Below are 25,720 nucleotides of genomic sequence, written 5' to 3'. Positions count from 1 at the left end.
GATATGAATAAGAAGATATTGATAGTAATAATCCTACTTATAGTAATCGCCGCTGGAGTCGGCATATATATATACACTCAACCAGCGCAACCGACTGCAGCAGAGAGAATAGTTATAGGGGTAACGGATAAAGTAACGGATTTAGATCCGTCAAATGCGTATGATTTCTTCACGTGGGAGATACTATCTAACGTGATGGAGGGTCTCGTGAAATACAAGCCGGGAACAGATGAGTTAATACCAGGGATTGCTGAAAGCTGGACCGTCTCGGATGATGGAACTGTATGGACTTTCAAGTTGAAGAAAAACGTCTCATTTTGCGATGGGAGAAGTCTAAAAGCGGAAGATGTTGTGAGGAGTATTGAAAGAGTCATGAGCATAAACGGAGACCCCGCCTGGCTTGTCACTGACTTCGTAGCCAACGTAACCGCGCTGGACGACTACACGGTGAGGTTTGAACTAGCTACTCCGGCAAGCTACTTCCTCGCGGTAGCTGCAACGCCCCCATACTTCCCGGTGCATCCAAGCTATCCCAACGAAATAGTGAGCGATGCGACGTGGGGAGGAGCGGGGCCATACTGCATTGCCGAGTTTAAACGAGACGAATACATAGTGTTGAAGGAGAACCAGTATTATCACGGCGATAAACCAAAGACGAAAGAGATAGTTGTGAAATTCTACAGGGATGCAACATCACTGAGGCTTGCGCTAGAGAACGGAGAGGTAGATATTGCCTGGAGGACTCTCAGGCCCCAAGACTACATAGACTTGCAGAAAAACCCGAACTTGGTTGTCAAGAGCATACCGGGAACATTCATAAGATACATCATCGTGAACGTCAAAATGTCTCCCGTTGACAACGTGTTAGTGAGAAAGGCGATTGCCGCGGCGATAAACAGAACCGAGATAGCTTCAACAGTCTTCTACGATACCATGAGCCCGCTCTACAGCCTAGTCCCAGTTGGCATGTGGGGTCACGTAGATGCTTTCAAGAATGCTTATGGGCCCGGCCCCAACATAACTCTCGCGAGACAACTCCTAACTCAAGCAGGCTACAGCGAGGAGAACAAGCTAGTCATCGAGCTCTGGTACACGCCGACACACTATGGTGACACTGAAGCCGATGTTGCAACTCTGTTAAAGAACCAGCTAGAGGCAACGGGCATGATAACCGTTCAAATCAAGAGCGCTGAGTGGAGTACATACGTAGATAACGCGAGAAACAACAGGATGATGCTCAGCTTGTTCGGCTGGTATCCAGACTACATAGACCCGGACAACTTCTTGACCCCGTTCATGAAGACGGGTGCGAACAAGTGGACGGGTTCACAATACTCCAACCCGACGGTTGATGAACTGCTCAACCAGGCCCAAGTCCTCGTAAGCGTTTCAGAGAGAACACAGCTGTACGCTCAAGTACAAAACATATTGGCCGAGGAAGTACCCTTCATCCCATTGCTACAAGGAAACTTGATGATAGTCTACTACAAGAATGTTCATGGAATAATGATAGGGCCGCCAATGCTCATGCCGTATTCAACCATTTACAAGACAAGCCCCTAATTTTTTTTCTACACTATACTTCATTTTTCCTTTAACCCTATCAGAGGGCAAAGCAGATATAGATTAGATTTGACACGTGTCAAATTTAAAAGGGGTTTCAAGAATAACTCAAATCGTGAGAAACATGTCAACAATAGGCCGAGAGAAGATAGAGATAGTTAAGCAAATACTCAAGAAGATACACCAGGGCGAAGATTTCTCGAAGCTCAAAGCGGAGTTTGAGAACGTATTAGCGCAGATCTCGCCTTTCGAGATAGTTTTGATTGAGCACGAGCTTGTTAGGGAAGGTGTATCTCTTAACGAAATACTAAAGATGTGTGATATTCACCTGGAGCTTTTCAGAAAATCATTAAGCGAGAGAGAGTTAAGGGACGTGCCTCATGGGCATCCGCTGGACTTGCTTATGAGGGAGAACGAGGACATCTTGAAAACCGCTGAAGCACTAGGAGTTTACACAGGGGGTTTAAAGAGGGCGATCGATAACAGCGAGGACACCAATATAGGATTGTTGTTAAGCAATATTAGAGAATTACTATCCATCTTAAAGAAGAATCTCAGAAACCACTACAGGAAGAATCAAATGGTCTTATTCCCATATCTCGAGAGAAGGGGTATCGTATCCATACCTAGGGTGATGTGGGGGAGGGAAGACCAGGTACTAGTTAAGATAAGGGAGGTTCAGGCCGAGATCGAGAAAACTATCTCAGGGTTCGACAAAAAATCGCTCGACAGCATCGTAAACACCATTTCAAACATGGTCAAGGAAGTCGTCGACCTAGTCTTCAGAGAGAATAAAATCCTCTATCCGGCCCTATGGGTGATCCTTTCCGAAGGCGAGTGGGCGGCAGTGGACGAGGTGGCTGGGAGGCTAGGGTACAATATTAGTGTGGGAAGACGTGAATGGTCTCCCAGTAGAGAGCCGAAATACCCGCATGAGGTTGAAGCAGGAGTGGTTGAGGAGGGGCTAGATAAGCTTCCCGAGGAGTTCAGGGAAGTTCTCGCATCAGGACACACGACCCCCGACGATTACGTGATAAAAAAGGAGGGGGATATAGAGTTTGAGACAGGTTTTCTAGGAAAGGAGGAGATTGAAGCGATATTCAAGTCTCTGCCGCTGGAGGTAACCTACGCTAACATTGATAGAAGAGTGAGGTTCTTCAGCGAGAGTAGTATCGCTGGAGGCTTTCCAAGAGCTAAGACTATCATTGGAAGGCGTCTTGAATATTGTCACCCGCCGAGGCTGGAGAACTATGTGTTGAAAAATATTGAATACTTAGTGAAGACTGGAGAGAAATACAGGGTTTTCTGGACGAAGCTGGGAGATAGGATCATAAGGGTAATGATAGTGGCTGTGAGAAACTCTAAAAACGAGCTACTTGGAGTTCTCGAAGTAGTAGAGGACTTCACAGACATCGTCAACAACCCTGAGGAGGTAAAGAGGAAGATAGTGGTGCTCTGAAAATGTCGAGAGGAGTGTTCGAACTAGCATCAAGGTATGTCGAACCATCCATTAAGAGGGCGATCGCTTTAAAACTTTTTGAGAAGAAAATCCCCCCGATAGAGATATCTAGGAGGCTTGAAATCTCCCCATCCCTTATCTCGAGATATGTGAAGGGGGAGAGAGGGTTGTTTTTCGACCCTACTTCAATACCGGAGCTTAATTTAGAGTTGGATGCGTTGGCTGAGAAAATTGCGCTCGGGCTGGTGAGAGGATATGAACTACGACTCGAGATTGCTCGTATAGTTCTGAAGGCGCTGTCGAGTAAGAAGTTGTGTAGACTTCATAAAGCTGTCGACAATTCCGTAGATCCACTAGGATGCGATGTCTGCCCGTCTCTTTTTAAAAACGCCAGTTAGGGGAGGCTATGCCTCGGCAAGCCCGATGAGCGCCTTGAATCTCCCCTCTCCCTTCATATCGCTCCAGCGGACTATCAGTCTAACAGTGTACTCTCCGCCCTCAATAGTTAACGGCACATCATAACCAGGGATGACTACTAGGATTCTTGCACACGAAGCATTTCCCACCACTATCGCGCAGGGCATGCCTATATTATAGCTGACGTTGCCGTTGATGAGGAGGTTGAAGCTAATGGATCCCGAAAACACGCCCTCAATCTCGACAAGGCGGGCAAAAGCCCTCACAGACACCGGGTGTTCAGTCCTTAGATATCCTAGGTCGTACTCTGCATAGCCCTCCGAGGAAGTAATGTTTAAGATAATGGTGCTAGACAAGAGAGTAGAGCCCACTTTAACATACCCCTCTAATCCAATTCTCACCAACACTATAGACGCGGTCGCAGATGCCAAGACCACGGTTAATAGTAAAACCACAAGCTTGCTCATGAAGAACACGTGATGTATTGTATATAAACACTAATTTAAACCTAAGTCGAGCGAGCTGAGAGTAAAAATATAAAACGAGAAACAATACTAAAACACAAGAGGAGGGCCCGTCGCCTAGCCAGGATAGGGCGCCGGCCTTCTAAGCCGGAGGCCCGGGGTTCGAATCCCCGCGGGCCCGTTCAAATCCGGTTGGAAATCGCGCCGGCCACTTATTTTATCCATGATGGAGGCCCTGATGTTCAAATCGTTTATAGTAGTTCACTGGTCTCTCATGATAGTGGCAACAGCGTGAAATAGCATTTTAACTAGTTTTAGATTTATCATATAGGGGTGGGTTTTTGACCAAATATGTTTACATCTCCCTAGTCGGCACCTCTATTCTGAGAAACCTCGGCAACCAATTAGAGGGTTGGAGAAACAAATATCAAGACATCAGTAGTTGGCACAACATGAGGCTTGACGATCCCAGAAACATTTATCCACAAGGTCTTCTATGTAGGTTGAAGGACTTGGAGCCATCGCTTTTCAATGAGATGATAAATAAGACTCTAGAGATGGGGGAGAAAGCCTCTGCCGAGGCTACCGGTATAGTTAAAATGTCAAGCCTGCTTACACATCACCGAAGGGAGACAGAGGTAGTACTGTATCCTACTTCATCCTGTTCCAGCATTCTCTCGGCCGAGCTGAACGAAACCCTGCTCAAACAACTGGGGTATGGCGTAGTCAGAGTCAAAGTGCTTGAAAAACTTGGTAGGTTCGAAAGCTTTGAGGACGGACTTGTGGAGCTTCTCGATGAGGTCACCAGCGAGATCGATAAGGCAAGTAGTAAGGATACTCCTGTCTATATTAACGCTAGCCCGGGCTTCAAAGCCGAGTCTTCCTTCCTAGTGATCGCATCCCTACTCGCCGGGGCCAAGGGCGTGGTATACATCCATGAAACTTTCCATGAACCCATCTTTATCCCAGCAATACCCATCAGCATAGATGAAGACTTCGTGAAGAAGGTGAAATCGCTTAAAGATAGAATCCCCCTCGAGGCGTGGGGCTCTATCGAGTCTGATCTTAGACGAGAGCTCGTTGATCGCGGGATCGTAAAGCATGTGGAAGGATATTATGCTGTACGACCATGGATTAGATCTCTCATCGAGAAACTGGAGGCATCAAAGTCTAAATAGCTGTCGCCGCTTTCAGCGCTTAATCAAGATCTCGCCGGAGATGCCAACGCCTTAAATAGCGAAACATACATTTTGAAACATAGGAGATTTTGGAGAGTAATGTAGTGCGAGAGATCCCAGCATGAAATCTCTATACCTGTTTACCAGAGATCTAAGAGTTGATGATAACAGGGGTTTATGGGAGGCCTGCGCTAGGGGCGATAAGATCGTACCAGTCTACGTGCTCGACCTTGAACAACTAGGTGATAGGGGAGTACACCCTGGGGACCCCCGATTCACATTTATTCTACAAGCTCTCGAGAGAATAAGTCAGCACACGCGCTTGAGAGTATTAACCGGTAGATTCGACGCTGTCATGGATTACTTGCTTGGAAAATACAGGTTTGAGCGAGTTTACGTAAGTTATCCCCACACCGAGGTTGATAGAGAAAGAATTCAACGGTTGGAAAAGATTTGCGAGGGCCATGGTGTTAAGCTTTCAGTAATCTGGGATAATGTCCTAGTAGATTATACAAAGATAGGGGAAACACGACAGTTCACCAGCTTCTACAATAAGTGGAAAAAGCTAGTGGACGACACAGTTGTTGAAACTCCACCACGGGAAAAATTCACTGAGATCGATGAACCAGGACTAGGTGAGGTTATAGAAAAGAACAAGTGGAGAGTTGAGACGGGAGCGTCATGGAGCATCGCATACCTTGCGAAAAGGCTACTTGAGTTCGATTTTTCAAAATATGCTACGACCAAGGATTATCCTGGAACCGATGGAACCTCCCGGCTGTCACCATACATTTCACACGGAATAGTCTCGGTAAGAACTGTTTACCACAAGGCTAAAAGCGCGTCGGAAGAGTTCGTGAGACAGCTTGCCTGGAGGGAATACTACTATTACCTAATGCATAGGTATCCTTGGATGAGAAGCCTGGAACTTAAGCCGTCTATGAGAAACTTGGAGTGGAGTCTAAATGAAGACTTGTTCAAGGCATTCATTGAGGGAAAAACAGGGTACCCGATAATAGACGCGGGAATTAAGCAGTTGAAAACTGAGAACTGGATGCATAACAGAGTTCGATTGATCGTTGCAAGCTTTCTAGTCAAAGACTTACACATCGACTGGAGGCGTGGAGAGGAGTTTTTCAAGAAGTATTTAATAGATTTCGACGAAGCACTCAACGTTGGCAATTGGCAGTGGGCAGCCTCATCCGGCGTGGATCCATTACCTATTAGGATTTTCAACCCTATTCTACAGTCCGAGAGGTACGACCCACAATGCACGTACATCAGGAAGTATATTCCGGAGCTCGGGGGGTATAAGTGCGAGGAACTCCACAACCCGTTGAAGCATCGGCTTAAAGGTTATTTCGAGCCCATCGTGGATCACTACTTGGCTGTTGAGGAGTTCAAAGACAGAGTTTTCAAGAGGAGAAGTTAGGAAGCACGAGGATCTTTCACCTCTGGCATTTTGGGCACATGAAGGTCTTACGCTTGTGCGGCTCCTGCCTGTAGTACTTAATTCGCGACCCGCACCTAGGGCAAACCCCATTGTATTTATTGTAAATTAGGAGAGCATTCTTCAACCCTTCTCCCATAATCAATCTCTCCAGGAACTCTTTGAAGAGAGCCTCCACAGCATCCAAGATCGCTTGCAACTCTTCATCACACAAACTCTCAACGGTTCTCTCGGGATTCACTCCTGCTCTAAAGAGAACCTCATTCCTCAAGATATTGCCAATACCTGCAATAACGGATTGATCTAACACAATAGATCCTATCTTCTCGCCGCCCCTGCGTCTTAGCCTCTCCATTACGATAGCCCTATTCCACCCGGGTTTATAGGGATCCGGGCCCAGGGTGCTCTTAAGCCAGCTCACTATCTTCTCGGCATAGTCTACCTCCACGACTGGCGTGTTGAATCCTACTATACGGTATTCATCGAACTCAACGTTGACTCTAACCTGTCTCTCAGGTCTATTGTGTTGCTCATCAATCTTGTAGAGCTTCACGGTACCATACATTAAAGGATGAATTCTGATAGAATACTCACCCATGAAGAGCAGTATGTTCTTCCCGTATGAGTCAGCCCTATCAAGCTTTTTCGAAACCAGGTTCTCAAGCGGGACTCGTATTCTCCTTGAGCGAATAAATACGTTTTCAACCCTCCTGCCCGCTAAGCTCTGATTTATTAACAATGCTATTGCCCGTGCCTGAGGGCCCTCCGTCAAAAATGCATCCCTCGGTCTCGCTTATCAGCATACGTCCGCGTTTTAAAAAGTCACGCCAGCTGAGCTAATGTTAAATCGTCATATACGTATACTTCCTTGAACAAACCGGAGTCGAGGAGCGCGTCCTTAATCCTCTCCACAATTGTGCTCCAAAGGGCGTGGTTCAAGAATTTGCAGAACCCGCACCCCGGGTCACTGTCCTTGAATCTTACGAAGACTATTATTTTCTCTCCATCCCTGGATACCCTCATCCTTGACACGACGCTAGACGATACCACGTCAACGTCGAATCCGGGTACAACGACCCTCCGTAGAACCCTCTCGGCTTGCTCTACCTTTTCATCTAAATTCAACATAGTAATAACCATTGATAACGATTCATCCTGGTTCTGAGGTCACTCGGCCTCGCTTAATACGACTATTCCTCGTGGATCCTTAACTCTAACAGCCATGGTGCTCCATGCCCTAAACACATGAAACCCGTCCTCGGGGCCAATATAATCAACCACACCGTCACCTCCCACTACAACGTCGAAAACACTCGCGTCAGCAGCAACCAGTAATGCCTTATTCTCAGGAACGGCATCGCTAACCACGATCTCATTAACTATTGATTTAACCCTCTCCAAATCCATAACCCCGGTCTTGTCGCTTACATTCAATAGTTTCACATACTTGGACGGGTGTACTAGGAGCATTAGGGGGCCTCTTAATCCACTCTTTAATAACTCGCCAACCGCTGAAGCCACCTCAACAACTGATGCGCCCGGGGTCTCCCAGGAGCTCATTTTCATTCTCACAACGAACTTATTGCTTATCAGGGATTCTACGATGAGCTTATCCTGGGCAACAGCCAACTGTCTCGCAGCCAGGTATAACTCCGGGGCATCGAAGACTCGGGTCTTCTCATAGTAGTCTAATGCCTTCTGAGGTATTTTGAATCTCACAGAGATCTCCTGGAGGACAGCTATCCCCCTCTCTTCTCCTCCTCCCTCCCTGACCATAGGGTAGGGGACGCTCTCAACACCCCGTCCAACCACCACTCTCGGTGATTTCAACGCCACGATCCTCGAAGCGTTCAATTCGCCCGTGAACCGCCTGATTAATTCCTCATTAAACGTGCTCGGGGAACTTGATTCACTGGATTCCCTCACCTCAAGCTGGGAATTACCGGGGATGCCCGTAAGCTCTGTTACCTCCCTGCTTCCTTTTTCCAGCTCCATGGATTGCTCGGTGTCGAAGTGCTTCAATAATGCAAGGAACTCTCCGACATGCGTCTTCTCCTCTCTAGCTATGTCTTCGAATACTTTCCTCACATTATCATCGGTAACCGATCTCGCGATCTGAAGGTAAAGACTTATCGCATCTAGCTCGGCTATGATCGCGAGCCGAAGAGCGTCGAGAACTTCATCCTTAGTAAGTGTTCTACTTATTGGAAGTTCTAGAGGATGTTTGGACAACATACTTTCAGCCTTGTTAGTTTAATGATTATTCGAGGTAATAAATCTAATCCAAAAATAAATTATTCGATAAAGAAGACCGGTGTGGAATCAGTTTAGATTCAGGAGAGGATTCTAACTGTTTCTGCACATCCCGGAAAAGAAGGATGTCCTGCTGAGGAGTTTTAAAGGAGAACAATGAATGGAATGTACACGAATAGATTAGTGATCGTCACTATGGAGCCCGCCTTAAAGAACTCTATGAATGTGAGAGACTTCTTTCCACGTTGCTCAACCACTTCGAGCAGGATGATGTTTGATGCCGCGCCTAGTAGTGTGAAGTTGCCCGCGATAGTGGAGGACATCGCCAGCGTTATCCACGCGTTCACGTCTGAGCCGGTATAGCCCAGGTTTTTCAAATACTCGATATAGAGACTCGTGAATGGAACGTTGCTGAGAAACTGGCTCACGATAATAGATGTTCCAGCGATCCTGAATATTCCATCAATCCCAACGCTTTTCTCGGCTAGGAAGAGATTGAGCAGTGGGGTTAAAACCCCGCTCCTCCAGATCCCGTTCATGGTTATGAACATTGATATGAAGAATATGATAGTCCCCCAGCCAACACCCTCGAGGATTCTTCTCGGCTTCTTAGAGAGAATGTAGCCGAGAGAAGCAGTTACAAACGGGATCAGCCCTCTCTTCCCAACGTGTGGAAGCCCATACGTCTCGAACAAATCGTTCAACACGAAGAGCATTATAGTAACAGTGAACAACGTAACTCCTAGGATTGCTTCCCTCCTATCCTTTATCCTCTCGGTTGGGACTAAGGGGATAAGGATCTTCGCGTTGCTCACCCTATAGAGCTTGATGAGGACAGCAGTTGTTACAAGGAGGTTTATAATCGTTGGAATGGCGAGCTTAACCGTGAAAGCAATGAACGGAGCGGGCATGCCCGAGGACGAAGATATCAACATGTTCTGGGGGTTCCCGACGGGCGACATGACTGAGCCTATTGTGATGGAGAAGGCTATTAGTAGAAGGAGAACCTTGAGATCAACGCCAATCGCCCTTGAGATGGATAAGGCTACAGGGGTTCCCATAAGAGTTAAAGCATCGTTCACAGTGTACGCGGATAGAAGTCCGTAGACTAGGGATAGTGCAAGGAGAATCTTGTATCTTGTTTTGAACCTTGTGACGAACCACATGGCCATCAAGTCTATGACTCCGGAGTAGTCAAGGATTGAGACAATGCTGAACATCCCTATAAGAAATAGGATTACATCTAGGTTTATGAGAGAATCGATCTCATCGAGCCTTACGATTCCCGAGATGACTACTATGAACATGGCAAACGACATTATGCTCCAAACCGGTAGCTCGGGCCTCTTGCTCCTAGCCACCAGCATAACTACCAGATAGCAGATGACCCCGAATCCTATTGCAAAGTTGACGTCCATTCATCCTCATCAAAAACATAGTAAAATTGGATATGAGTTTATAAGAAAAACGTTGACAGCTTTTCAGACGTTTCATCCGAGTAGTATTGAAAAATCCCTCGGTCCCACTGGCATGTCGCGACTCAAGCATCAGCCAATCTTAGAAATCATTTCCTCCCAGCTATAGCCCCGCCAATCAAGCCTCCGATCCCAGCAAGTATAGCTGTAAAAATGAATAGTAACGTAACTACTATTCCGAAAAAACCTCCGATCACCGCCCCGAGAAATCCGGCCAATAGCCCTCCCAAGAACGTGAGCAAGATTGTCAACAGGATGCCTCCCAACAATCCCCCTATAAACCCGGCTAGAAAGCCCCCGCCCGCTCCTTTCTTTGCTATTAAGCCCCCCACGAAGCCTGCAATAATTGGACCTATCATAGGTACCCATCCGATAAGGACTAGTAACACGAAAGTTGCTAAAATTCCCCCAGCATAACCCATTTCACATCCCTATATTACTAATGCTTTCCAACGTGATAAGCTTTGAGCATGCGCGAGAACTCTTGAGACCACATGGAGAGATAGATTGAACCGCTGAAAACCGCTTTGACTAAGGCCGCAGTCTTTGAAGGAGTTTCATATTGCTGAAGCGAAAACCACGTGTTCCCGTGTTTTTAACCGGTCCGCCCAGGATCATCTTAGGGGTGGCTGGAGTGATCGACTCTCCGAGAAACCTCGAAGACTTGTTGAGATCCTTGGAGAGAATACAGGAGGTCTCACTATTAGCGTTTCTCTCCATAGAGTTAATCTATACCGGCTTCCTCATCGTCATAGTTGGCCCTCCATTAATCAATGCGCTGACGAATGGCGTAAAACCACCGACTCTAAGTTTTCTAAGGGCTTCCGTTGAAAAATACATCGGTATATCCTTCCTAGGTTTAATACTGATTTTCGCCGGAGTGATCATCTTCACGCGAGCTGTGAGTGAGGGTCTGATCCACGGAGTCGATGGGCTCGGTGATTGGAGCCCAGAGTTTAACAGTAGTGCAAGACTCCTCCACCTCTTAAGAATAGGTGTAGTTGTGAGCTTCGTGGGATTGTTAGCGATAATCGTTGGAATATCGAACCCGCTCCTGTCCGCGGCAGCCTTATTAATCACGGGCGTAGTGATGCTTAATCCGAGACTAAATGGTTCGAGGCGGGAATACTACAGCAAGTACAAGCCGACACCTTATTGCGCAAGAGTTTTCACTGGTTCAACACTCATAATGCTCGGAGTCCTAACATATATTTCAACGCATAGCATCTTCACGGGAGCGATAGCGATACTGCTGGGCGGATTTCTCCTACTCCTTTCGAGCATTGGGCTGGCAACACTCTTAATCGGGCTGGATAAGGCGTTCAAATCCCCTGCACTCTGGGTCGCGAGCGTGATATCCATAACGGTGGTGTTCTTGCCAATAACCTTTTTGATGATGTATATTGAAATACCCGAGCTCGCGAGAAAAATAGAAGCAGGTCTAGTCCCGGTTGTATGAGGGGGTACACCATTCTTTTTAGCACATCACAGCTCGTTCTCTAACGAGGACAAGTTCCGTTCAAAGAACAAAACCTTGCAAGGGATCTTTACGCCTCATTGAAAAAGCGGGACAATTTACGCATGGTTTTATATGAAGAAAAAATTATATTTTTCTTCTACCCGGGGAAATCGATTTAGCTAGAAGGCTGTAGATTACCAGTGTTGATATTACTCCAATATACCAGCTTAAGCTGGTTGGGAACGGCAATGGTCCTAGCATTACTAAGTCGCCTATCGAATAGCTGAAAGCATATATTATTATTACTGATATGACGTAGGAGGCTATTGCAATCAGATTATACCCGTTCCTGTACCAGTATCCCTCGGGGCCATTGGTGTACAGTTTTTCGAGATCATAGTTCTTGTTGACTATGAAGTAGTCTGCTATCATAATGCCAGCTATGGGGCCGAGGATAACGCCGTAATTGCTGGTGAAAGCTACGACGTAGTTCAGTATATCTGGACCCTTCTCCACTGCCCACCAGGGAGCAAGAAGGAAACCCACGACTCCCGCCACAACTGCGGCTTTCATCCACTTCATCTTGAAGCACGTTGTCAATACGTTAACTAGAGCGGGGATGTTCGCAGTTATGTCAGTGCTAAATGGTGCAAGTGAGGCGAAGACTTGTCCAAAAATCACTGCTAGCACTCCCGGGGCAGTGTACAGGACTATCTCCTGCGGCGTCGAATAACCCGTGTGGAACGTTAAATAGTAGCCGAGGATCGAAGCGATAACTGACGTTAGGACTATCCCCACTACAGGTCCTATGATAAGCGCCCTTACGCCTCTCCTACCCGAGTGCAAACCCCTAGAGAGGTCCGATATATTTAGGCTCATAGTTGCCCAGAAGTTTGTCTGAATAGCTAGATAGGTGGCAAAGTTCTTCGATAAGAAGCCCGCTTCGGTCTGTGGATAGTTGATGCCGTTCTGACCCGAGAGTTGTAGTGCTAGCCATATGAAATACGTTATTAATAAGGGGCCAGTGATGTTGACGACTCTTGCGATCATTGCAAGCCCCTTGGCCGTTACCAGGGTTGCGAACAAGATGTATAATGCTACAACAAACGCGACATACCTGAAGGAAGTCGTGGCGATAACCGTAGGGTCTCTCCCGGCGAACCCGAAAATGTATAATGCTACCATTAGCATCGCCAGAGACCCACTGTAGGCTTCAATACCATACCATCCGGCGCCGACTATTCCTCTTAAAACAACTGGAATCCGGGAGCCCTTGAACCCCCAGCTGGGACGTAGCTGAACCGGGTATGGTATACCGTATTTTACTCCGGGAAGACCGTTTAGGATTAAAACAATAGTTGTCGCCAGATTTCCGAGTAATGCTCCAACAGCGACTTCAACCAGGCTTAGCCCCAGCGACAATCCGATCGACCCAAGGAAGAATAGCGGTATACAGACGTTCATGCTGAACATCATCCAGGTGAAGGTTGCTGTGCCATAGATTCTCTTGTCCGAAGGTATCGGGAGAAGAGATTCGTTTTCAACATACCTTTTAGCCAGTAGTTTTTCTCCAGGCAAAAGCCCACACCAAGTGATGGTAGATAAGGTATTTAAACGTCGCGCTTCACCACTAAATACGCAGTACTTGTAGGACGATGATCAGATGAAGGATCTCACCCTTGGAGCAGTTGAACAATTTCGCTTAATTAATATATCCTCGCCCCTAGATACATAGTTTAGAAGTGGAGAGGGCTGGGATGGAGGAAAATCCCCCTAGGAGTAGGAGGGCTCTCGCACTCCTCACGATTGCGTTGATCCTGTCAGTGGTTCTAACAGTACTCATCCTCAGGGGTTTTTACCCCAACATATTCAACCTTGGGACCGGGGGAGTTGGTTCTTCAAAAAGCTTCTGCGACTGGTTCAGAGAGAAGCACTTGTCAGTGCTCACCAATTTCGACCCCGGGCTGAGGGAGGCATCCATAAGTATGTTAAACGAGTACAGTAATCCCGAGATAATACTGCAAAATACGAGCTATTACATCCCCGCGGGGAGAAGGGTGAGCATTTCCTTTTACGCCACGTCAGGAGCCACGATATCTTTATACATAACAGTCCAGAACTACGATATTATCGTTAGAATCTATGATCCATCGGGGAGTTTAATACTATCTCAGAGGGCAAGTGAACTCTCCTATTCCTTTTCAGCGTTGTCAACAGGTACATATGTGTTGGAGTTGGATAACAGGTATTCGCTTAATACGGGGAAACAAGTCTTCGTCTCGTTGAAAGCCGTGGTCTCGCTCGATATAAATGACCCTGTCTATAAAACCATGGCTATAGCACACTGGGTTGGGTCGAATGTGAAATATGTGAGCGATCCTAACGGGTTCGAATACGTTGCCCCACCATTAGAGACGTTGAGAGTGAGGGCTGGAGATTGCGATGATTTTGCAGTACTATTAGCATCTCTCTACGAATCCATAGGCCTGGACGCCGTCATAGGACTCGTAGACACTAATGGGGATGGAGTCGTAGATCACGCTGCAGCCATGGTTTACTTGAACATGGATCCCGACTCCTTGTTGAATGCAATGAAGAAGTACGAGCTCGTTTTCAACGTCAGAATCAAGAGCTTGAGCTACTTCACCGGCATTAAGAATGTTTCAACGGGGTTATGGCTCATAGTTGACCCCCCTATGGCTGATGTTAAGCAAGAACCCTGGAGCATTAGTCATAGACCGTACAATCTTGACTGCATCATAGATGTCTACTTCAAAAGGTAGGATGGAAGACCTAGTAGTCCCTGCTACACAATAGTTTCTCAACCGTTTTCAAGACCTCCTCTTTGCTGACCCTAGCGATCTTCAGCGTTACGTGATCTGGCTTACCTCCCCCCTTAATGCCTAGGCTCCTCAAGGCTGATGCTATCTTAGCAAGATCGATGTTTTCTTCTCTTGCTCTAGCAGGGTCTATCGCTATCTCCATTACATCGCCTGAAAATAGTATAACAAGTATTTTATTCTTCAAGGATAATTCTTCGAGAACATCTTTGACTAGCTTCTCATCGACAACGGGGACTTCTATGCTAGCAAAGTCGACTCCACACAGGTTTTTCTTCTCCATTAATGCCTTCGACACGAGGTTGCGGGCTAAGATGCTCCTATACGAGGACAGCATGGATTCGAGCTCGCTGAGCTCTTCCTTAAGACTCTTAACTGCCGAGAGTAGGTCCTTCTGCGAAACCCCTAGCGTTGCTAAAACCTTATCCCTCTCCGCCTCCGTTGCTCTAGCAAGCTCAACCAGTCTGGTGCCGGCTACAAACTCTAGCCTCACAACACCGTCTTGTATCCTTTCAGCATTGATTATCTTGATCCCGCCTATCTCCGAAGTATTGTACAAGTGTGTCCCAAAGCAGGCTTGAGCATCCCACTCGGGTATTTCAACGATTCTCAACACAGGTGAGTAGACTGCTCCACCCTGATATATTTTCAGGCCATACTTGGACTCTGCCTCAAACTTCCCCATGTAATGGAACCTCAATGGTATCCTACTCTCGATTATCTGGTTAGCCAAATTCTCGATCTCAGCCACCTCTTCTTTGCTCAAAGGCTTGTGGTGAGTTATATCAAGCCTCGCTTTCTCAACGGTTTTCTCGGCACCGGCTTGCCACACGTGATCACCAAGGATCTTCCTTGCCGCTGCAAGCACAACATGCGTGGCGGTGTGATGGCGCATCAGCCTAAACCTCCTATGCCAGTCTAACCTGATTTCAACCTCATCGTTCTCCGTGAAATCGGGTTTCATGGAAAGCTCGTGAACAATCACGTTCCCGACTTTGCCGACGTATTTCACCGGGTAGGATTTTTCTCTAAAGATGATTTCGCCGCTATCATGGTCTTGTCCACCAGCCCATGGATACATTATCGTTCGATCTAGAATAACGTAGTTCTCCTTAACCCCGAGAACTCTTGCCCTCGCGCTCACTAAATACGGATCTTCATGGAATAACCGCACTGTTTCCTGGAAGCTCGTGGCCCACTTGACAAGGTCTTCAGGGAATTCGTGCTCTTTCTCCTTAATCAAGGGAACAGCAGAGTGTCTCTGAGCTATTTTTGAATAGAAATCACCTGGGACTCCAACCTCAATCCCCTTGCTACGAGCTCTTTCAACAACGAACTCCGGGGGTATGCCGTGCGAGTCATAAATCTCTACGAGGTCTTCCTCGGTGATAGCTTTCTTCTTCTTCAAGAACTTATCAACTATTTCGACACCCCTGTAAACGGAGTCTATGAACTTGTTCGCCTCGAGGGCAATGACGTCTAGGATGTAGTCTCTGTGCTTCTCGAATTTACCGTAGATGTAGTCGTTTTTCCAGTACTTTATCTGCTTGTCAACCAGCTCCTGCACAATACTTGAAAGCCTGTTCGGCTCAACGCCTAGTTTCACAAGATTACGTAACAGCCTCCTTATCACCAAGCGGGCTAGGTATCCTTCCCCACTATTTGAGGGAACTATCCCGTCGGAGAGCATCAAGCTGATCGTTCTAGCGTGGTCTAAACTCCCGTAGAGATATATTATCCTTGAAAATTCGTCGAGAAAGTCGCTGAAACCGTGTTCTTCAAGCGCCCTTAAGTAATCCGAGACGCCATTAAACTCCTTATCGCTTAAAAGGTATACCGCTTTTTTCAAGACGTCATGAGGAGGTTCTTCAACACCAATTATGTCTTTGTATTCATCAACCAGCCTTCCATATATCGCGTGAAAGCCCGTTGGAGACTTCTGAGTGAACCAAGTTATCCTTTCTATGCCGTAGCCACAATCCACGACTAGGACCGGGTTTTCAACGTACTTTCCATCAACGGTTTTATACATCATGTGGACTAGAGTGGCTAGCTCCATACCATCAACAAGTACCTCCGGTGCTGGACCCGCGTTACCTCCTCCTTCCCACCAGCCCTCTTTAAAGACCAAGTCCTCAAGGTCGATCCCTATCTCCTTGTTGAAGAATTCTATAGTGTTATCGATAATGCCCTCTACCCAGTAGACCATCTTACCTGGTTTGTTGAAAGCGTGCATTCCGCCCATTTCGAAGCTCGTCAAGTGCCTTCCGAAGGTCAAGCCAACATTGTCTATATCGCTTAGCCTTATCGACGGCTGAATAATCACTAAGGGGTTGTGAGGAGGATCCACTATGCCCTCCGTGACCGCAGGCTGAAAAACTATTATGGAGGCTATGTTGAGGTACAAATCATTTCTCCATCGCGCGAGAACAGGGTATGGATCGACAACCCCATGACCCTTTGAAACGAGGAAACTAATAAACTTCTCCCTGACCTCCTGAAGGCTGAGCGGTCTAACCCTCTTATACTCCTTGTATAGGAACTCATACTTGCTGCATGGACGGTCAGGACATGTCTCCCTTGGTACAACACTCCATATGATACCTTCCTCGCATTTCCTGCAAACATACTTCTCATAACCATATTTTCGAAGATAATCGAAACTTATCTCTCCGGGCATTGAAACACCTGTAAATACTTAGTAATACTTATGTCATCCTATGTTTTAAAGCAATGCTGGAAAACAGGGTTTGAGAATAGCGTAATAGGATTTGGATTGGAGAAAACTTTGGTGTGGTTTTAATTAGCCGAGAAAACCATTGATTATCCGAAGAGCGCGCTTAAACCCTCGGCAAGAGTCTCCTCGCTAACACCTTCCTCCTTCTTCTCCTCAGCCTCAGCAGGCTTCTCCTCCTTCTTAGAGGCTTCTTGAGCAGGAGCTGCCTGAACCGGTGCGGCAGCAACCGGTGCGGCCAGGGCCTGCTCCAGTACTTTAGCGATGTCAATATTCCTTAAAGCTGCTACTAGGGACTTGACTCTGACCTCGTCGACTGAGACGCCGGCTGCTTCCAAAACCTTCTTAATATTCTCCTCGCTTAACTCCTTCCCAGCCTTATACAGTAGTAGTGAAGCATATATGTACTCTATAGCTCATCACCCCTTCAACATTAAACATGTATCACATCTTAAATAGATGATGAGGCGTTTTAAAACTATCTTTTTCTCTATCCGAAGAGCGCGCTTAAACCCTCGGCAAGAGTCTCCTCGCTAACACCTTCCTCCTTCTTCTCCTCAGCCTCAGCAGGCTTCTCCTCCTTCTTAGGCTTAGACTCCGGCGCCTGCGCCACTGCAACTTTTACTTCGATCCCAAGCTCAGGAGCGAGCTTTGAAACATGATAGGCAAGCGCTTGAGCCCTCGACTCCGCAGTCTTCAACACGAGCTCCACAGTCTCCGGCGTTACATATCCTGCTTCAACAGCGATGGCTGTTGCCTGCCTCACAGCTCTTGATAGTGCTAGCGGGAGAACCTCGGGCTCTGGCAAGGCTAGCTCAACAGCTATTTTCAACGCATCGAGACCAGCAAGCTTGATCATTTCAACGTATTCATTAATATTCAATACAAGGTTTTCACCAGGGATTAAGACGCCGTCGTACGCGATTTTCAGCTTAAGCCTTATCTCCTTTAACGCTAGGCCAAGCTTCTGCAACAGGCTTGACAGTTCCGGGGAGACAACGTCGCCTGGTTTAGCCACTACAGTATCCTTTGCTACGTGTATAACGTTAGCCTGAACCTTTGTCTGTATTTTGAGCTTGCCGAAAACGCTCAGCATCGGCCCCGGGGGGATCCCGGTATTACCTTCTGGTATAACGATCTCCTTATCCGTCTTCTCACCAGGCTTGTAGTAATCCATTGTTACAGTGTTGTGTATCTTCATGGCCAAGTCGAACGGGTTCTCATTAGTGAAGAAGACAATGTTTTGGCCTGTAAGAACATCCCTAAATATCTCCGGATTAATTCCAGCCCTCTCAAGCGCTATAGCGAACAACTTCGGCTTGACAACTCTAACTACGGTCGTCTTCGCAAGCTTCTTTCTCAACCTCTGGATGTGGCTTGCTGGAACACCGGTTAAATCTCCCACTAAGAATGCTTTATGGTTTCTCAACAATTCTACTAACTCTTCCACCTGCTCGGTTTTCCATTTTGGATAGACTCGCGTTATTGCGGACATGCTACACCACCTAGACGGCCTCCACCGCTGGCCCCATCGTGGTCTTAAACAATATCCTGTCTACATTACCCATTCCAGCTGGGAGCTTGGACTCCAGTAATCCTAGTACACTGTTAGCATTCTCGACAAGGTCTTCCAGGCTCATGTCTTCCGTACCAATGGCCACTGACAGCTGGGGTTGTTCCTTGGTTCTAACGACCACTGAGTTCTCATACCTCTTGATAAGCATTGAAATGTCAGCTGAAGGAGGCATTGGAACAGGTGGCTTGCCACGGGGGCCTAGCGCTGGGCCCAGGACACGCCCAACCTGAGCCATGAGGTCAGTTCTCACGAGAACCCAGTCGCAACTACTTGCTATCTTCTTAGCCTGCTTCTTGCCGATCGAGCCGAGCTCGGCCGAGGAAATCACCATGAACGCGCCTGCAGACTTTGCTTTTTCAGCCAGTTCTCCATCAGCTACGACACAGATTTTCTGCTTTTTACCCCTCCCTTTCGGGAGGACGACTATCTCCCTTATCTTGCCTGCCTGGCTCTTCGGGTCGATGTCTCTCAGCACTACGATCATTTCTACACTCTGTTTAAATCTCCTACCCTTGCCTACTTCAACGGCTTTCGAGATGGCCTCTTTAAGCTTATTATGTTCTAGGGGCATTATTCGCCACCCTCCCATTCACTCTCATATTTTTTAAACAATTCATCGTAAGCACCTTCATCGATCAGTTTCTGAACATCCTTGGGATCCTTGCCTTCAACGGTTATTCCTATCGACCTTGCCGAGCCTAGGATGGTTTTCACAGCCGCCTTCAAGGTTTTAGCGCTAAGTTGCTCCCTCTTGGATAATGCTATCTTAATAGCTTGCTCCAAGCTGATATTCCCGATCTTCTGATGCCCTGGATCGCCAGTGGGCTGCTTAGCTCCTGCCTCCTTCAAGAGCAGTGCAGTGGTTGTTGGAATTCCGACCTTGACCTCGAACTTCTTCGTGTCAACATCTATTACTATCTCCACTGGAACGGTTAATCCCTCAAAATCCTTCGTGGCATCGTTGATAGCTTTGACGACTTCTGGAATGTTCACTTTGTAAGGTGAAAGCGTGGGACCTAGAGGCGGGCCGGGTGTTGCCCTACCTCCCTCCACCATGACTTTAATAGTTTTCTTCGCCACTCCTACTCACCTTTTTTAACTGGCTTCACGTAATCACTCGGAATGGATATAGGGATCGCGAAAGCCGCTTCTAAAATATTCACTGTAAGCATGTTTTTATTTCTATCTATTCCGGTTACCTGGGCCTTCATCCCACGGAAAGGCCCCCTTGATATCTCCACTATGTCTCCAACCGCTATTGACTCCACAACGGGCTTCGGCATGATCAGTTTTTCAAGCTCCTCAATAGAGACCTTAACTGGTCTTGAAGCCTTAACGTATTTTACCTCCGAGACCAGCTTGTACAGGTGTGCGAGTCTTTCTACTTCGAAGAATACATATCCTCTGATGTTCGGAGGAATGATTATGCTTGCGATCCCAGGGTCCTCTCCCTTGCTTAAAAGCTCGTCAACCCTTCGAGCTATGACTAATGCTACGTCAAGCTCTCTACCCATCGTGGTCCTCACGGCATATATCTTGCTCGTGCCGCCAACTCCTTCAGTCTCGCTCAAAAATCTTCACCCAGCTGGAGGCGGGAAAAGGAAAGTATAGAATAAAATCCTTATGACGAAAGATATACCTCCCACTAGAGCCAAGCCGAGCAGACCTAGTTTAAGGGAGGTCATGTAATCCTCCCTGCTGGGCTTCGTCGCGAGCATGATGATCTTCCTCCACATTTCAACCATTTCCCTTAAATTCATTGCTCATCAACTCTCCAAATCCGGCAAAATCTTATTGACGTATTCATAAACGTCAAACGGCTTTAAATCTTTATACTCTTGACCAACACCAACATATATGATCGGCTTCCCAATTATGAAGGCTATGCTGAGCGGGACGCCGCCCTGCTCATAAGCGTCAACCTTCGTCACTATAACCCCGTCGACTCCTACGGCTTCATTGAAAAACCTAGCTTGTTCTATCGCATCGTTCCCTGTCAGGGCGTCGACAACGAGAACTTTGAGATGAGGCTTAACGACCCTTACTACCTTCTTCAATTCGTTAACAAGATCAATGTCGACGTGCATTCTCCCAGCAGTATCTATTAGGAGCGTGTCAAAACCCCTACTAGAGGCGAATTGTATTGCATCGTAAGCCACCGACGCCGGATCGGCCCCATACTTCCCGGCGAAAACAGGTATCCCCGTCCTCTCGCTATGTATTTTCAACTGCTCCTGAGCCCCCGCCCTGAACGTATCCCCCGCTACCATTAACGGTTTAAACCCTTGTTCCCTGAGAAATACAGCTACCTTTGCAATGCTCGTTGTCTTGCCAACCCCGTTGACTCCTAAGAAAACAATCCTCGACGGCTTGTTAACTCTAGCGATCTCAACAAGATCCACTCTTCCAGCTTTCTCGAAGACTTCGACAAGGATGTTCCTTAATAGTGATTGCAAATCCTCCTTGCTCTTAACAAAGCCTTCATCAACAGCTTTCAAAAGCTTATTCGCTATTTCCTCGGCAACCTCGTAGGCGACATCACTGGCAACAAGCTCGAGCTTCAGCTCCTCGATAAGGGATTCAAGCTTCTCTCGCGAAAATATTATGGATGATGCTGAGTCGATGAACTTTTTAAAAGCTTCCTTAATCCTCCTGAACAACTACTAGCCACCAGTAGCCTGGCCTCCAGACTCGGCTTGCTTCTCAGCTTCTACATATAGCTGGTTTAGTATTCCCTGAAGGGCAGAGTACTCGTCCAAAGCTGTCTTGTATCTCTTCTGAAGCTCCTCCAACACTCTATTAACACCTGAAATCCTCTTCTCTAACACCTCCGCTGCCTTATCCTTGCTTGTCTTCAAGTAAAATCCGAATCCAATGTTGACCAGGACGCTCGAGGACCAACCCTCCTTGATAATCCCCGGTACTAGAACGCTCGACAACCTGTCAACGACGACATAGCCCTCGCCACCGTTTTCAGGTAGATTCTTCAAGGTTTCAGACGCCAGCTGGAGCTCCCGGTATTGGGTAACGTAGTTGTTGATAGTGTTGGATAAAACCGTGATGTATTCTCTAAGCTCAGTCGCCCTAGCTAGCAACTCCTCAACCGTGAAGCCTTTCTCACCGGCTTGCTTCTCGCCGCTCATGTTCTAACAATCCTCGTAGCATTCGCTAGCTCCCTAACGACATGATCCTTTGATTCTTCGGGACTAATCTCCGTGATGCTCTCAATCCTGATGTGATATTTTTTCAATTTATGCTTGCTTCCCAGTAGGCTGTAGATTTTCTCCAATGCATCTTTCTCGTCGACTGCCCTCACATCCTTCGTGAAAGCCTGCCAGGTGGGAAGCCTATCATGGCTTATGAGCATGTATCCCTTAACCCTGAAGGTTTTAGCCATACTCATTCAATCTCACCTCCCAAACCCCTCTTAATCCTAAGTATCTCGGGTCCTGTCGTACTTCCCCCGACGATTATGCCCTTATTATTAGCTAATACCCCGCTCCTTATATATGGTACGCCTGCGTTTACCGTTGCCCTCTCAGCTTTTATTTTTAAAACATCCATAAGTGCCTTTAGATCATCGCCCACGAAGCCCGGGTGTACGGCTCCCCCGAGATCATTGACTGCGCCGAGGCTACCTGGAATGGAGAGCTTCATCAAGTCCTTCTCCACAACCTCAACCCCCAGAAGGTCTGAGACCTGCTTCCTAACTTCTCTCTCAAGTAAAGGGCTCGAAATACAGCCTTTATTGTTGCATAAGAGCAGGTTGCCCAAGGCAGTGTGCTTCGTCCTCACAACCTCAACTGAGACTCCCATCTCACTAGCCTTAGCCCTGATATTCTCTAATTCCTCATCGAAAACTATATGAGGCAGGATGATGCCTTGGTCGTTCCCCCCTATGAAGACTCCATTGAGCAGAGTCCCTGCTATTCTCGCCTCAATTACCTCTACTTTCAACGTATCTCTGATAGCGGTTAAATCATCTCTCCCAAGCCCAGGAGGGACTATCGCGATCTTATTGTTTGAAAACCCATATACTCCGATATTGGAATTTCCGAAAAAACTCATCCTTATAATATCCATGATCACACCTACGGCTATTCAAGCTGGGATCAAGCAGTCGGGGAAGCCTTTTTCCTCGCTAAAAACACTTTGACAGTCTTGCTCTCCTTGTCGAACCTTACCTCCACTAAAACCTTACGGGGAGGTTTCTCCCGGCTCCTAGACCATATGTAATCGTTGACCCTTGGGTCCACTATTATCTTCTCGGCTTCTTTGAAGTGCCTTGCAACATACTTCTTCACCAACCTGACCGCTCTATCAGCCCTATTAGCTCTCCTCCCAAAGTATACCTTCTTCAGCGGTATTAGGTGAATACTCTTGACTATTTGACCCTGCTCGCTCATGAAGGCTCACCCTAGATATTCTTCAACTTACTTCGTCTCCAATTCCTCAGCCTGAAGCCTCTCCTAACCTTCCTCCTAGTTTTCACAGTAACCCATATTGGAATAGGCTTATTACTCTTCTCGGCGGCTACGAGCCTAAGCTTCCGGGCAACATGCTTGAACCGGGCCATTTAAACCACCTACTTCCTCTTAAACGTGATGCGAGTATCCCTTCGGGAGTGTTCATATAATTCTGATAAAATCCTCTTTAAAAATTCATCAGTAACTGGAACGGGGATCCGCCCCGACTGGGCTAAAGCAATGATTTGCTGCTCCAAAGCATCTGCAAGCTCTGGCTTTACAAGCCTAATATTGTTGAGCCTTTCCCTAGCCTCCGGCGTAAGAAGCTTCCTCAAGACCGCATCGATCTGAGCTCTCCGAGCTTGCTCTTCCTCCATTTTCTTTTTAAGCTCCATCAACTTCCTCTGCCTAATAGCCTCCAGCTCCTCGTCGGTATATCCATAGTCCTCCATGATTCCACCATTAAAAGGCTAGGCTGAAATCTTGACTCTAACGGACTCCGGAAGATACTTTGCCAGCTCAGGGTTTACCCTGGCCTCCTCAACGAGGACGTCGTAGGCAAGCCTATCCAGCAACGCCTTGCCTTGAGGAGTTAATACTCGACCTCTCCTAGTCCTTCTCACTAAACCCGCTGACTCCAGCTGCTGAAGGATCTTCCTGATCGCGTTGCCGGGGGCTTCGACGCTCCTTTCAGGTCTAACGCCTCTACGCTTCCTGCCTCCGTACTCCCTCCTCAACTCTGCCAAACCCGTGGGAGAGCCGTTCTTGTACAGCTTGCGTAGTATGCTAGCAGCCCTCTTGTACCACCAGTCCTGGTTGAAAGGCGGTTTCTCCTTATGAGACCCTGTCTTGGCGAAAGATGCCCACGGCGGAGGCTTCACCTCTGGAACATTCTCCTTAATGTAGGTAGCCAGCTTATCCAGCAACTTGTCCACGGGCGCTTCCAAAGCATTAACCATTCCAGCCACACCTGTAAGACTCTGTATTAAATACATCCTTTTTAATATTAATACCTAGGATTACCACGATCCCTTTTAACTATTATAAAAGTAAACCCCTTAACCTCCTTAACCTCCCCGCCCACCGCTTCAGCTAGCTTTTGGGCAAACTCCTCCCTGTCGAAATCCGGAAACGCCCTAGCGGATTTCAAAACCCTCACCTTGACTACTCCCTGTTTGTCAAGCCTCGTCTTAACCTCTTTAATTAGCGAATCAGTTACTCCTCTCTTACCTACTTGAACGTCTACTTTACCCCGTTTTCTCTCTTTCAACCTTTCCCTCACTTCTTCACCACGAACCTCCTCATCCATCCACACGCAAGGCATGATACCACAACTCGTGAAGACGATCCATCACTCCTAACTCTAACCCGGGACGTGACTCCGGGAATCAATGGTACTTTACATTGTCTACAGTATCCCCTCCTAATATACCTTGGCGGCTTCACTCTGGCTTTAGCAGAGATTTTAAGCATGATCTCGACATACCTCCTGGCGAGGTCTAGCTCGCCCTGCTCCACCCGCTTGGCAGCTAGGTCGTAGAGTAGTATTATCCTCTCCCTAGCTATCTCCTTCATGATGTTTACTCTAGACCTCGGCAAGACTGCGCACTCATCCAGCGGATTTTAGTGATACTATTTTAGAATCCTTGCTTAAATATACAGTGGGGTCTGTTGAATGTATAAACTAAGGATAGTGATTCTTGAGGCTGGACTAGAGCTGGTGCCTAAAAGCATCGCCAACCACCCTTCAATCCTAAAGAACGCTGCCAGGAGAGGGAAAAAACCTAGTGAAGTATTGCTAGATGTAAGCATTCATTACCCAGCGATGAAGAAGCTACCGGATAAGCTTAAGAGAGGGAGACCGGATATCGTCCACACCACTCTTCTCGAAGCCTTGGAGAGCCCGTTGAACAAGAAGGGGTTACTCGAGGTTTTTATTCATACGTACGGCGGGGATGTAATATTCATAGATCCTTCAACTAGAATCCCAAAGAACTATAATAGATTCGTTGGACTAATGGAGCAGCTGCTTTCAAGAGGCAGGACACCCCCCGACTCTCAAAGCCCGTTGCTTCGGGTCGAAAAACTGAATCTAAAGGAACTAGTTAGAGAGTCGAAAGCCAGGGGGTTATTGATTCTACGCGAAGAATGCAGCAGAATGAAGATAAGCAACGTAGCTGAAACCGCTTTGAAGGAAAACCTACTAGTTGGTATTGGGGGTTTCCCCCATGGAGACTTCAGAGATGAGACGCTGGGAGCCGCTGACTACTGTTATTCTATTTATCCAGAATCCCTAACCACATGGATAGTTTCTTCAAGGCTGATTTCATCCGTTGAATTCATGCTGGGTATTCTTTGAGGTTCTGATCAAAATATATCTTACTGT

At 47.2% G+C, this 25,720-nt stretch carries 32 protein-coding genes and 1 tRNA gene; 9 read left to right on the top strand and 24 right to left on the bottom strand.

Annotated elements, in window-relative coordinates:
- Positions 1-3 precede the first annotated feature (3 nt).
- The 3 genes from QXH45_00695 (at position 4) to QXH45_00685 (ending at position 3,420) form a co-directional block, all read left to right on the top strand.
- Positions 4-1,563 carry an ABC transporter substrate-binding protein gene (locus tag QXH45_00695; protein ID MEM2077773.1) on the top strand — a complete coding sequence of 520 codons (1,560 nt, stop codon included), beginning with the start codon at positions 4-6 and terminating at the stop codon, positions 1,561-1,563.
- Positions 1,564-1,639: 76 nt separating this feature from the next.
- Positions 1,640-3,022: a DUF438 domain-containing protein gene (locus QXH45_00690; protein MEM2077772.1), complete on the top strand. Its 1,383-nt coding sequence runs from the start codon at positions 1,640-1,642 to the stop codon at positions 3,020-3,022.
- Between the two features lie 2 nt (positions 3,023-3,024).
- Entirely contained in the window at positions 3,025-3,420 is a 396-nt protein-coding gene (locus QXH45_00685) for a hypothetical protein (protein MEM2077771.1), read from the top strand.
- A 6-nt stretch (positions 3,421-3,426) separates the two neighbouring features.
- Here the strand turns inward: QXH45_00685 and QXH45_00680 are convergent, their stop codons facing one another.
- Positions 3,427-3,906, bottom strand: a complete 480-nt coding sequence (locus QXH45_00680) for a hypothetical protein (GenBank protein ID MEM2077770.1) — start codon at positions 3,904-3,906, stop codon at positions 3,427-3,429.
- Positions 3,907-4,009: 103 nt separating this feature from the next.
- Between QXH45_00680 and QXH45_00675 the strand changes: the two genes are divergently transcribed.
- The 3 genes from QXH45_00675 (at position 4,010) to QXH45_00665 (ending at position 6,513) form a co-directional block, all read left to right on the top strand.
- Positions 4,010-4,084, top strand: a tRNA-Arg gene (locus QXH45_00675).
- A gap of 160 nt (positions 4,085-4,244) precedes the next feature.
- Complete coding sequence (locus tag QXH45_00670) at positions 4,245-5,081, top strand: putative CRISPR-associated protein (protein ID MEM2077769.1); 837 nt, start codon at positions 4,245-4,247, stop codon at positions 5,079-5,081.
- Between the two features lie 121 nt (positions 5,082-5,202).
- A complete protein-coding gene (locus QXH45_00665) occupies positions 5,203-6,513 on the top strand; it encodes a deoxyribodipyrimidine photo-lyase (GenBank protein ID MEM2077768.1) in 1,311 nt (436 codons plus the stop codon).
- 16 nt (positions 6,514-6,529) lie between these two features.
- Here the strand turns inward: QXH45_00665 and QXH45_00660 are convergent, their stop codons facing one another.
- From QXH45_00660 to QXH45_00640, 5 genes are all read right to left on the bottom strand, one after another.
- Positions 6,530-7,303, bottom strand: coding sequence for a hypothetical protein (locus QXH45_00660; protein MEM2077767.1), 774 nt, complete (start codon positions 7,301-7,303; stop codon positions 6,530-6,532).
- A 50-nt stretch (positions 7,304-7,353) separates the two neighbouring features.
- A complete protein-coding gene (locus QXH45_00655) occupies positions 7,354-7,659 on the bottom strand; it encodes a hypothetical protein (protein ID MEM2077766.1) in 306 nt (101 codons plus the stop codon).
- A gap of 39 nt (positions 7,660-7,698) precedes the next feature.
- Positions 7,699-8,766: a family 1 encapsulin nanocompartment shell protein gene (locus QXH45_00650; protein ID MEM2077765.1), complete on the bottom strand. Its 1,068-nt coding sequence runs from the start codon at positions 8,764-8,766 to the stop codon at positions 7,699-7,701.
- Positions 8,767-8,927: 161 nt separating this feature from the next.
- Positions 8,928-10,202, bottom strand: a complete 1,275-nt coding sequence (locus tag QXH45_00645) for an SLC13 family permease (protein ID MEM2077764.1) — start codon at positions 10,200-10,202, stop codon at positions 8,928-8,930.
- A gap of 146 nt (positions 10,203-10,348) precedes the next feature.
- On the bottom strand, positions 10,349-10,681 hold the full coding sequence (locus tag QXH45_00640) for a hypothetical protein (protein MEM2077763.1): 333 nt from the start codon (positions 10,679-10,681) through the stop codon (positions 10,349-10,351).
- Positions 10,682-10,821: 140 nt separating this feature from the next.
- Here QXH45_00640 and QXH45_00635 point away from each other — a divergent pair, with 140 nt between their 5' ends.
- Complete coding sequence (locus QXH45_00635) at positions 10,822-11,718, top strand: hypothetical protein (GenBank protein MEM2077762.1); 897 nt, start codon at positions 10,822-10,824, stop codon at positions 11,716-11,718.
- 144 nt (positions 11,719-11,862) lie between these two features.
- Here the strand turns inward: QXH45_00635 and QXH45_00630 are convergent, their stop codons facing one another.
- Complete coding sequence (locus QXH45_00630) at positions 11,863-13,296, bottom strand: cytosine permease (protein ID MEM2077761.1); 1,434 nt, start codon at positions 13,294-13,296, stop codon at positions 11,863-11,865.
- Positions 13,297-13,460: 164 nt separating this feature from the next.
- Between QXH45_00630 and QXH45_00625 the strand changes: the two genes are divergently transcribed.
- The gene (locus QXH45_00625; GenBank protein MEM2077760.1) at positions 13,461-14,501 is read left to right on the top strand and encodes a transglutaminase domain-containing protein; all 1,041 of its coding nucleotides are present in this window, start codon (positions 13,461-13,463) and stop codon (positions 14,499-14,501) included.
- Between the two features lie 10 nt (positions 14,502-14,511).
- Here QXH45_00625 and alaS read toward each other — a convergent pair whose 3' ends face one another.
- The 17 genes from alaS to QXH45_00540 all read right to left on the bottom strand — a co-directional run bounded on the left by alaS (position 14,512) and on the right by QXH45_00540 (position 24,933).
- Positions 14,512-17,238, bottom strand: coding sequence for an alanine--tRNA ligase (gene alaS, locus QXH45_00620; protein MEM2077759.1), 2,727 nt, complete (start codon positions 17,236-17,238; stop codon positions 14,512-14,514).
- Between the two features lie 143 nt (positions 17,239-17,381).
- Entirely contained in the window at positions 17,382-17,705 is a 324-nt protein-coding gene (gene rpl12p / locus QXH45_00615; protein MEM2077758.1) for a 50S ribosomal protein P1, read from the bottom strand.
- Positions 17,706-17,782: 77 nt separating this feature from the next.
- The gene (locus tag QXH45_00610; GenBank protein MEM2077757.1) at positions 17,783-18,787 is read right to left on the bottom strand and encodes a 50S ribosomal protein L10; all 1,005 of its coding nucleotides are present in this window, start codon (positions 18,785-18,787) and stop codon (positions 17,783-17,785) included.
- 10 nt (positions 18,788-18,797) lie between these two features.
- Complete coding sequence (locus QXH45_00605) at positions 18,798-19,439, bottom strand: 50S ribosomal protein L1 (GenBank protein ID MEM2077756.1); 642 nt, start codon at positions 19,437-19,439, stop codon at positions 18,798-18,800.
- The gene (locus tag QXH45_00600) at positions 19,439-19,948 is read right to left on the bottom strand and encodes a 50S ribosomal protein L11 (GenBank protein MEM2077755.1); all 510 of its coding nucleotides are present in this window, start codon (positions 19,946-19,948) and stop codon (positions 19,439-19,441) included. The genes QXH45_00605 and QXH45_00600 overlap by 1 nt, the downstream gene beginning before the upstream one ends.
- 2 nt (positions 19,949-19,950) lie before the next feature.
- A complete protein-coding gene (locus QXH45_00595) occupies positions 19,951-20,439 on the bottom strand; it encodes a transcription elongation factor Spt5 (GenBank protein ID MEM2077754.1) in 489 nt (162 codons plus the stop codon).
- A gap of 6 nt (positions 20,440-20,445) precedes the next feature.
- Positions 20,446-20,628, bottom strand: a complete 183-nt coding sequence (locus tag QXH45_00590) for a preprotein translocase subunit SecE (GenBank protein MEM2077753.1) — start codon at positions 20,626-20,628, stop codon at positions 20,446-20,448.
- A 6-nt stretch (positions 20,629-20,634) separates the two neighbouring features.
- Positions 20,635-21,528: a signal recognition particle-docking protein FtsY gene (ftsY, locus tag QXH45_00585; protein MEM2077752.1), complete on the bottom strand. Its 894-nt coding sequence runs from the start codon at positions 21,526-21,528 to the stop codon at positions 20,635-20,637.
- Between the two features lie 3 nt (positions 21,529-21,531).
- On the bottom strand, positions 21,532-22,011 hold the full coding sequence (locus QXH45_00580) for a prefoldin domain-containing protein (protein MEM2077751.1): 480 nt from the start codon (positions 22,009-22,011) through the stop codon (positions 21,532-21,534).
- Entirely contained in the window at positions 22,008-22,271 is a 264-nt protein-coding gene (gene rpl18a / locus QXH45_00575; protein ID MEM2077750.1) for a 50S ribosomal protein L18Ae, read from the bottom strand. The genes QXH45_00580 and rpl18a overlap by 4 nt, the downstream gene beginning before the upstream one ends.
- The gene (locus tag QXH45_00570; GenBank protein MEM2077749.1) at positions 22,268-22,951 is read right to left on the bottom strand and encodes a translation initiation factor IF-6; all 684 of its coding nucleotides are present in this window, start codon (positions 22,949-22,951) and stop codon (positions 22,268-22,270) included. The genes rpl18a and QXH45_00570 overlap by 4 nt, the downstream gene beginning before the upstream one ends.
- A 29-nt stretch (positions 22,952-22,980) precedes the next feature.
- The gene (locus QXH45_00565) at positions 22,981-23,274 is read right to left on the bottom strand and encodes a 50S ribosomal protein L31e (protein MEM2077748.1); all 294 of its coding nucleotides are present in this window, start codon (positions 23,272-23,274) and stop codon (positions 22,981-22,983) included.
- Positions 23,275-23,285: 11 nt separating this feature from the next.
- Positions 23,286-23,444 carry a 50S ribosomal protein L39e gene (locus QXH45_00560; GenBank protein ID MEM2077747.1) on the bottom strand — a complete coding sequence of 53 codons (159 nt, stop codon included), beginning with the start codon at positions 23,442-23,444 and terminating at the stop codon, positions 23,286-23,288.
- 9 nt (positions 23,445-23,453) lie between these two features.
- Complete coding sequence (locus QXH45_00555) at positions 23,454-23,786, bottom strand: DNA-binding protein (GenBank protein ID MEM2077746.1); 333 nt, start codon at positions 23,784-23,786, stop codon at positions 23,454-23,456.
- A gap of 18 nt (positions 23,787-23,804) precedes the next feature.
- Positions 23,805-24,293: a 30S ribosomal protein S19e gene (locus QXH45_00550; protein ID MEM2077745.1), complete on the bottom strand. Its 489-nt coding sequence runs from the start codon at positions 24,291-24,293 to the stop codon at positions 23,805-23,807.
- Between the two features lie 47 nt (positions 24,294-24,340).
- Positions 24,341-24,616, bottom strand: a complete 276-nt coding sequence (locus QXH45_00545; protein ID MEM2077744.1) for a YhbY family RNA-binding protein — start codon at positions 24,614-24,616, stop codon at positions 24,341-24,343.
- Positions 24,613-24,933: a ribonuclease P protein component 4 gene (locus tag QXH45_00540; protein MEM2077743.1), complete on the bottom strand. Its 321-nt coding sequence runs from the start codon at positions 24,931-24,933 to the stop codon at positions 24,613-24,615. Before QXH45_00540 ends, QXH45_00545 begins: the two co-directional genes overlap by 4 nt.
- A gap of 76 nt (positions 24,934-25,009) precedes the next feature.
- Here QXH45_00540 and QXH45_00535 point away from each other — a divergent pair, with 76 nt between their 5' ends.
- The gene (locus QXH45_00535) at positions 25,010-25,693 is read left to right on the top strand and encodes a 16S rRNA methyltransferase (protein ID MEM2077742.1); all 684 of its coding nucleotides are present in this window, start codon (positions 25,010-25,012) and stop codon (positions 25,691-25,693) included.
- Positions 25,694-25,720: the final 27 nt, after the last annotated feature.

The sequence above is a fragment of the Thermosphaera sp. genome (assembly GCA_038827615.1).
GTDB lineage: Archaea > Thermoproteota > Thermoprotei_A > Sulfolobales > Desulfurococcaceae > Thermosphaera.
Note: the sequence above shows the minus strand (reverse complement) of the source record. Positions and strands in the feature narration are given on the sequence as shown.

Excerpts from the sequence above, each read along its gene's own strand:
- QXH45_00695 (MEM2077773.1), top strand. The coding sequence starts at position 4 with ATGAATAAGAAGATATTGATAGTAATAATCCTACTTATAGTAATCGCC.
- QXH45_00685 (MEM2077771.1), top strand. The coding sequence starts at position 3,025 with ATGTCGAGAGGAGTGTTCGAACTAGCATCAAGGTATGTCGAACCATCC.
- QXH45_00680 (MEM2077770.1), bottom strand. The coding sequence starts at position 3,906 with ATGAGCAAGCTTGTGGTTTTACTATTAACCGTGGTCTTGGCATCTGCG.
- QXH45_00665 (MEM2077768.1), top strand. The coding sequence starts at position 5,203 with ATGAAATCTCTATACCTGTTTACCAGAGATCTAAGAGTTGATGATAAC.
- QXH45_00655 (MEM2077766.1), bottom strand. The coding sequence starts at position 7,659 with ATGTTGAATTTAGATGAAAAGGTAGAGCAAGCCGAGAGGGTTCTACGG.
- QXH45_00650 (MEM2077765.1), bottom strand. The coding sequence starts at position 8,766 with ATGTTGTCCAAACATCCTCTAGAACTTCCAATAAGTAGAACACTTACT.
- QXH45_00645 (MEM2077764.1), bottom strand. The coding sequence starts at position 10,202 with ATGGACGTCAACTTTGCAATAGGATTCGGGGTCATCTGCTATCTGGTA.
- QXH45_00640 (MEM2077763.1), bottom strand. The coding sequence starts at position 10,681 with ATGGGTTATGCTGGGGGAATTTTAGCAACTTTCGTGTTACTAGTCCTT.
- alaS (MEM2077759.1), bottom strand. The coding sequence starts at position 17,238 with ATGCCCGGAGAGATAAGTTTCGATTATCTTCGAAAATATGGTTATGAG.
- QXH45_00610 (MEM2077757.1), bottom strand. The coding sequence starts at position 18,787 with ATGTCCGCAATAACGCGAGTCTATCCAAAATGGAAAACCGAGCAGGTG.
- QXH45_00605 (MEM2077756.1), bottom strand. The coding sequence starts at position 19,439 with ATGCCCCTAGAACATAATAAGCTTAAAGAGGCCATCTCGAAAGCCGTT.
- QXH45_00590 (MEM2077753.1), bottom strand. The coding sequence starts at position 20,628 with ATGAATTTAAGGGAAATGGTTGAAATGTGGAGGAAGATCATCATGCTC.
- QXH45_00580 (MEM2077751.1), bottom strand. The coding sequence starts at position 22,011 with ATGAGCGGCGAGAAGCAAGCCGGTGAGAAAGGCTTCACGGTTGAGGAG.
- rpl18a (MEM2077750.1), bottom strand. The coding sequence starts at position 22,271 with ATGAGTATGGCTAAAACCTTCAGGGTTAAGGGATACATGCTCATAAGC.
- QXH45_00570 (MEM2077749.1), bottom strand. The coding sequence starts at position 22,951 with ATGGATATTATAAGGATGAGTTTTTTCGGAAATTCCAATATCGGAGTA.
- QXH45_00565 (MEM2077748.1), bottom strand. The coding sequence starts at position 23,274 with ATGAGCGAGCAGGGTCAAATAGTCAAGAGTATTCACCTAATACCGCTG.
- QXH45_00560 (MEM2077747.1), bottom strand. The coding sequence starts at position 23,444 with ATGGCCCGGTTCAAGCATGTTGCCCGGAAGCTTAGGCTCGTAGCCGCC.
- QXH45_00555 (MEM2077746.1), bottom strand. The coding sequence starts at position 23,786 with ATGGAGGACTATGGATATACCGACGAGGAGCTGGAGGCTATTAGGCAG.
- QXH45_00550 (MEM2077745.1), bottom strand. The coding sequence starts at position 24,293 with ATGGTTAATGCTTTGGAAGCGCCCGTGGACAAGTTGCTGGATAAGCTG.
- QXH45_00535 (MEM2077742.1), top strand. The coding sequence starts at position 25,010 with ATGTATAAACTAAGGATAGTGATTCTTGAGGCTGGACTAGAGCTGGTG.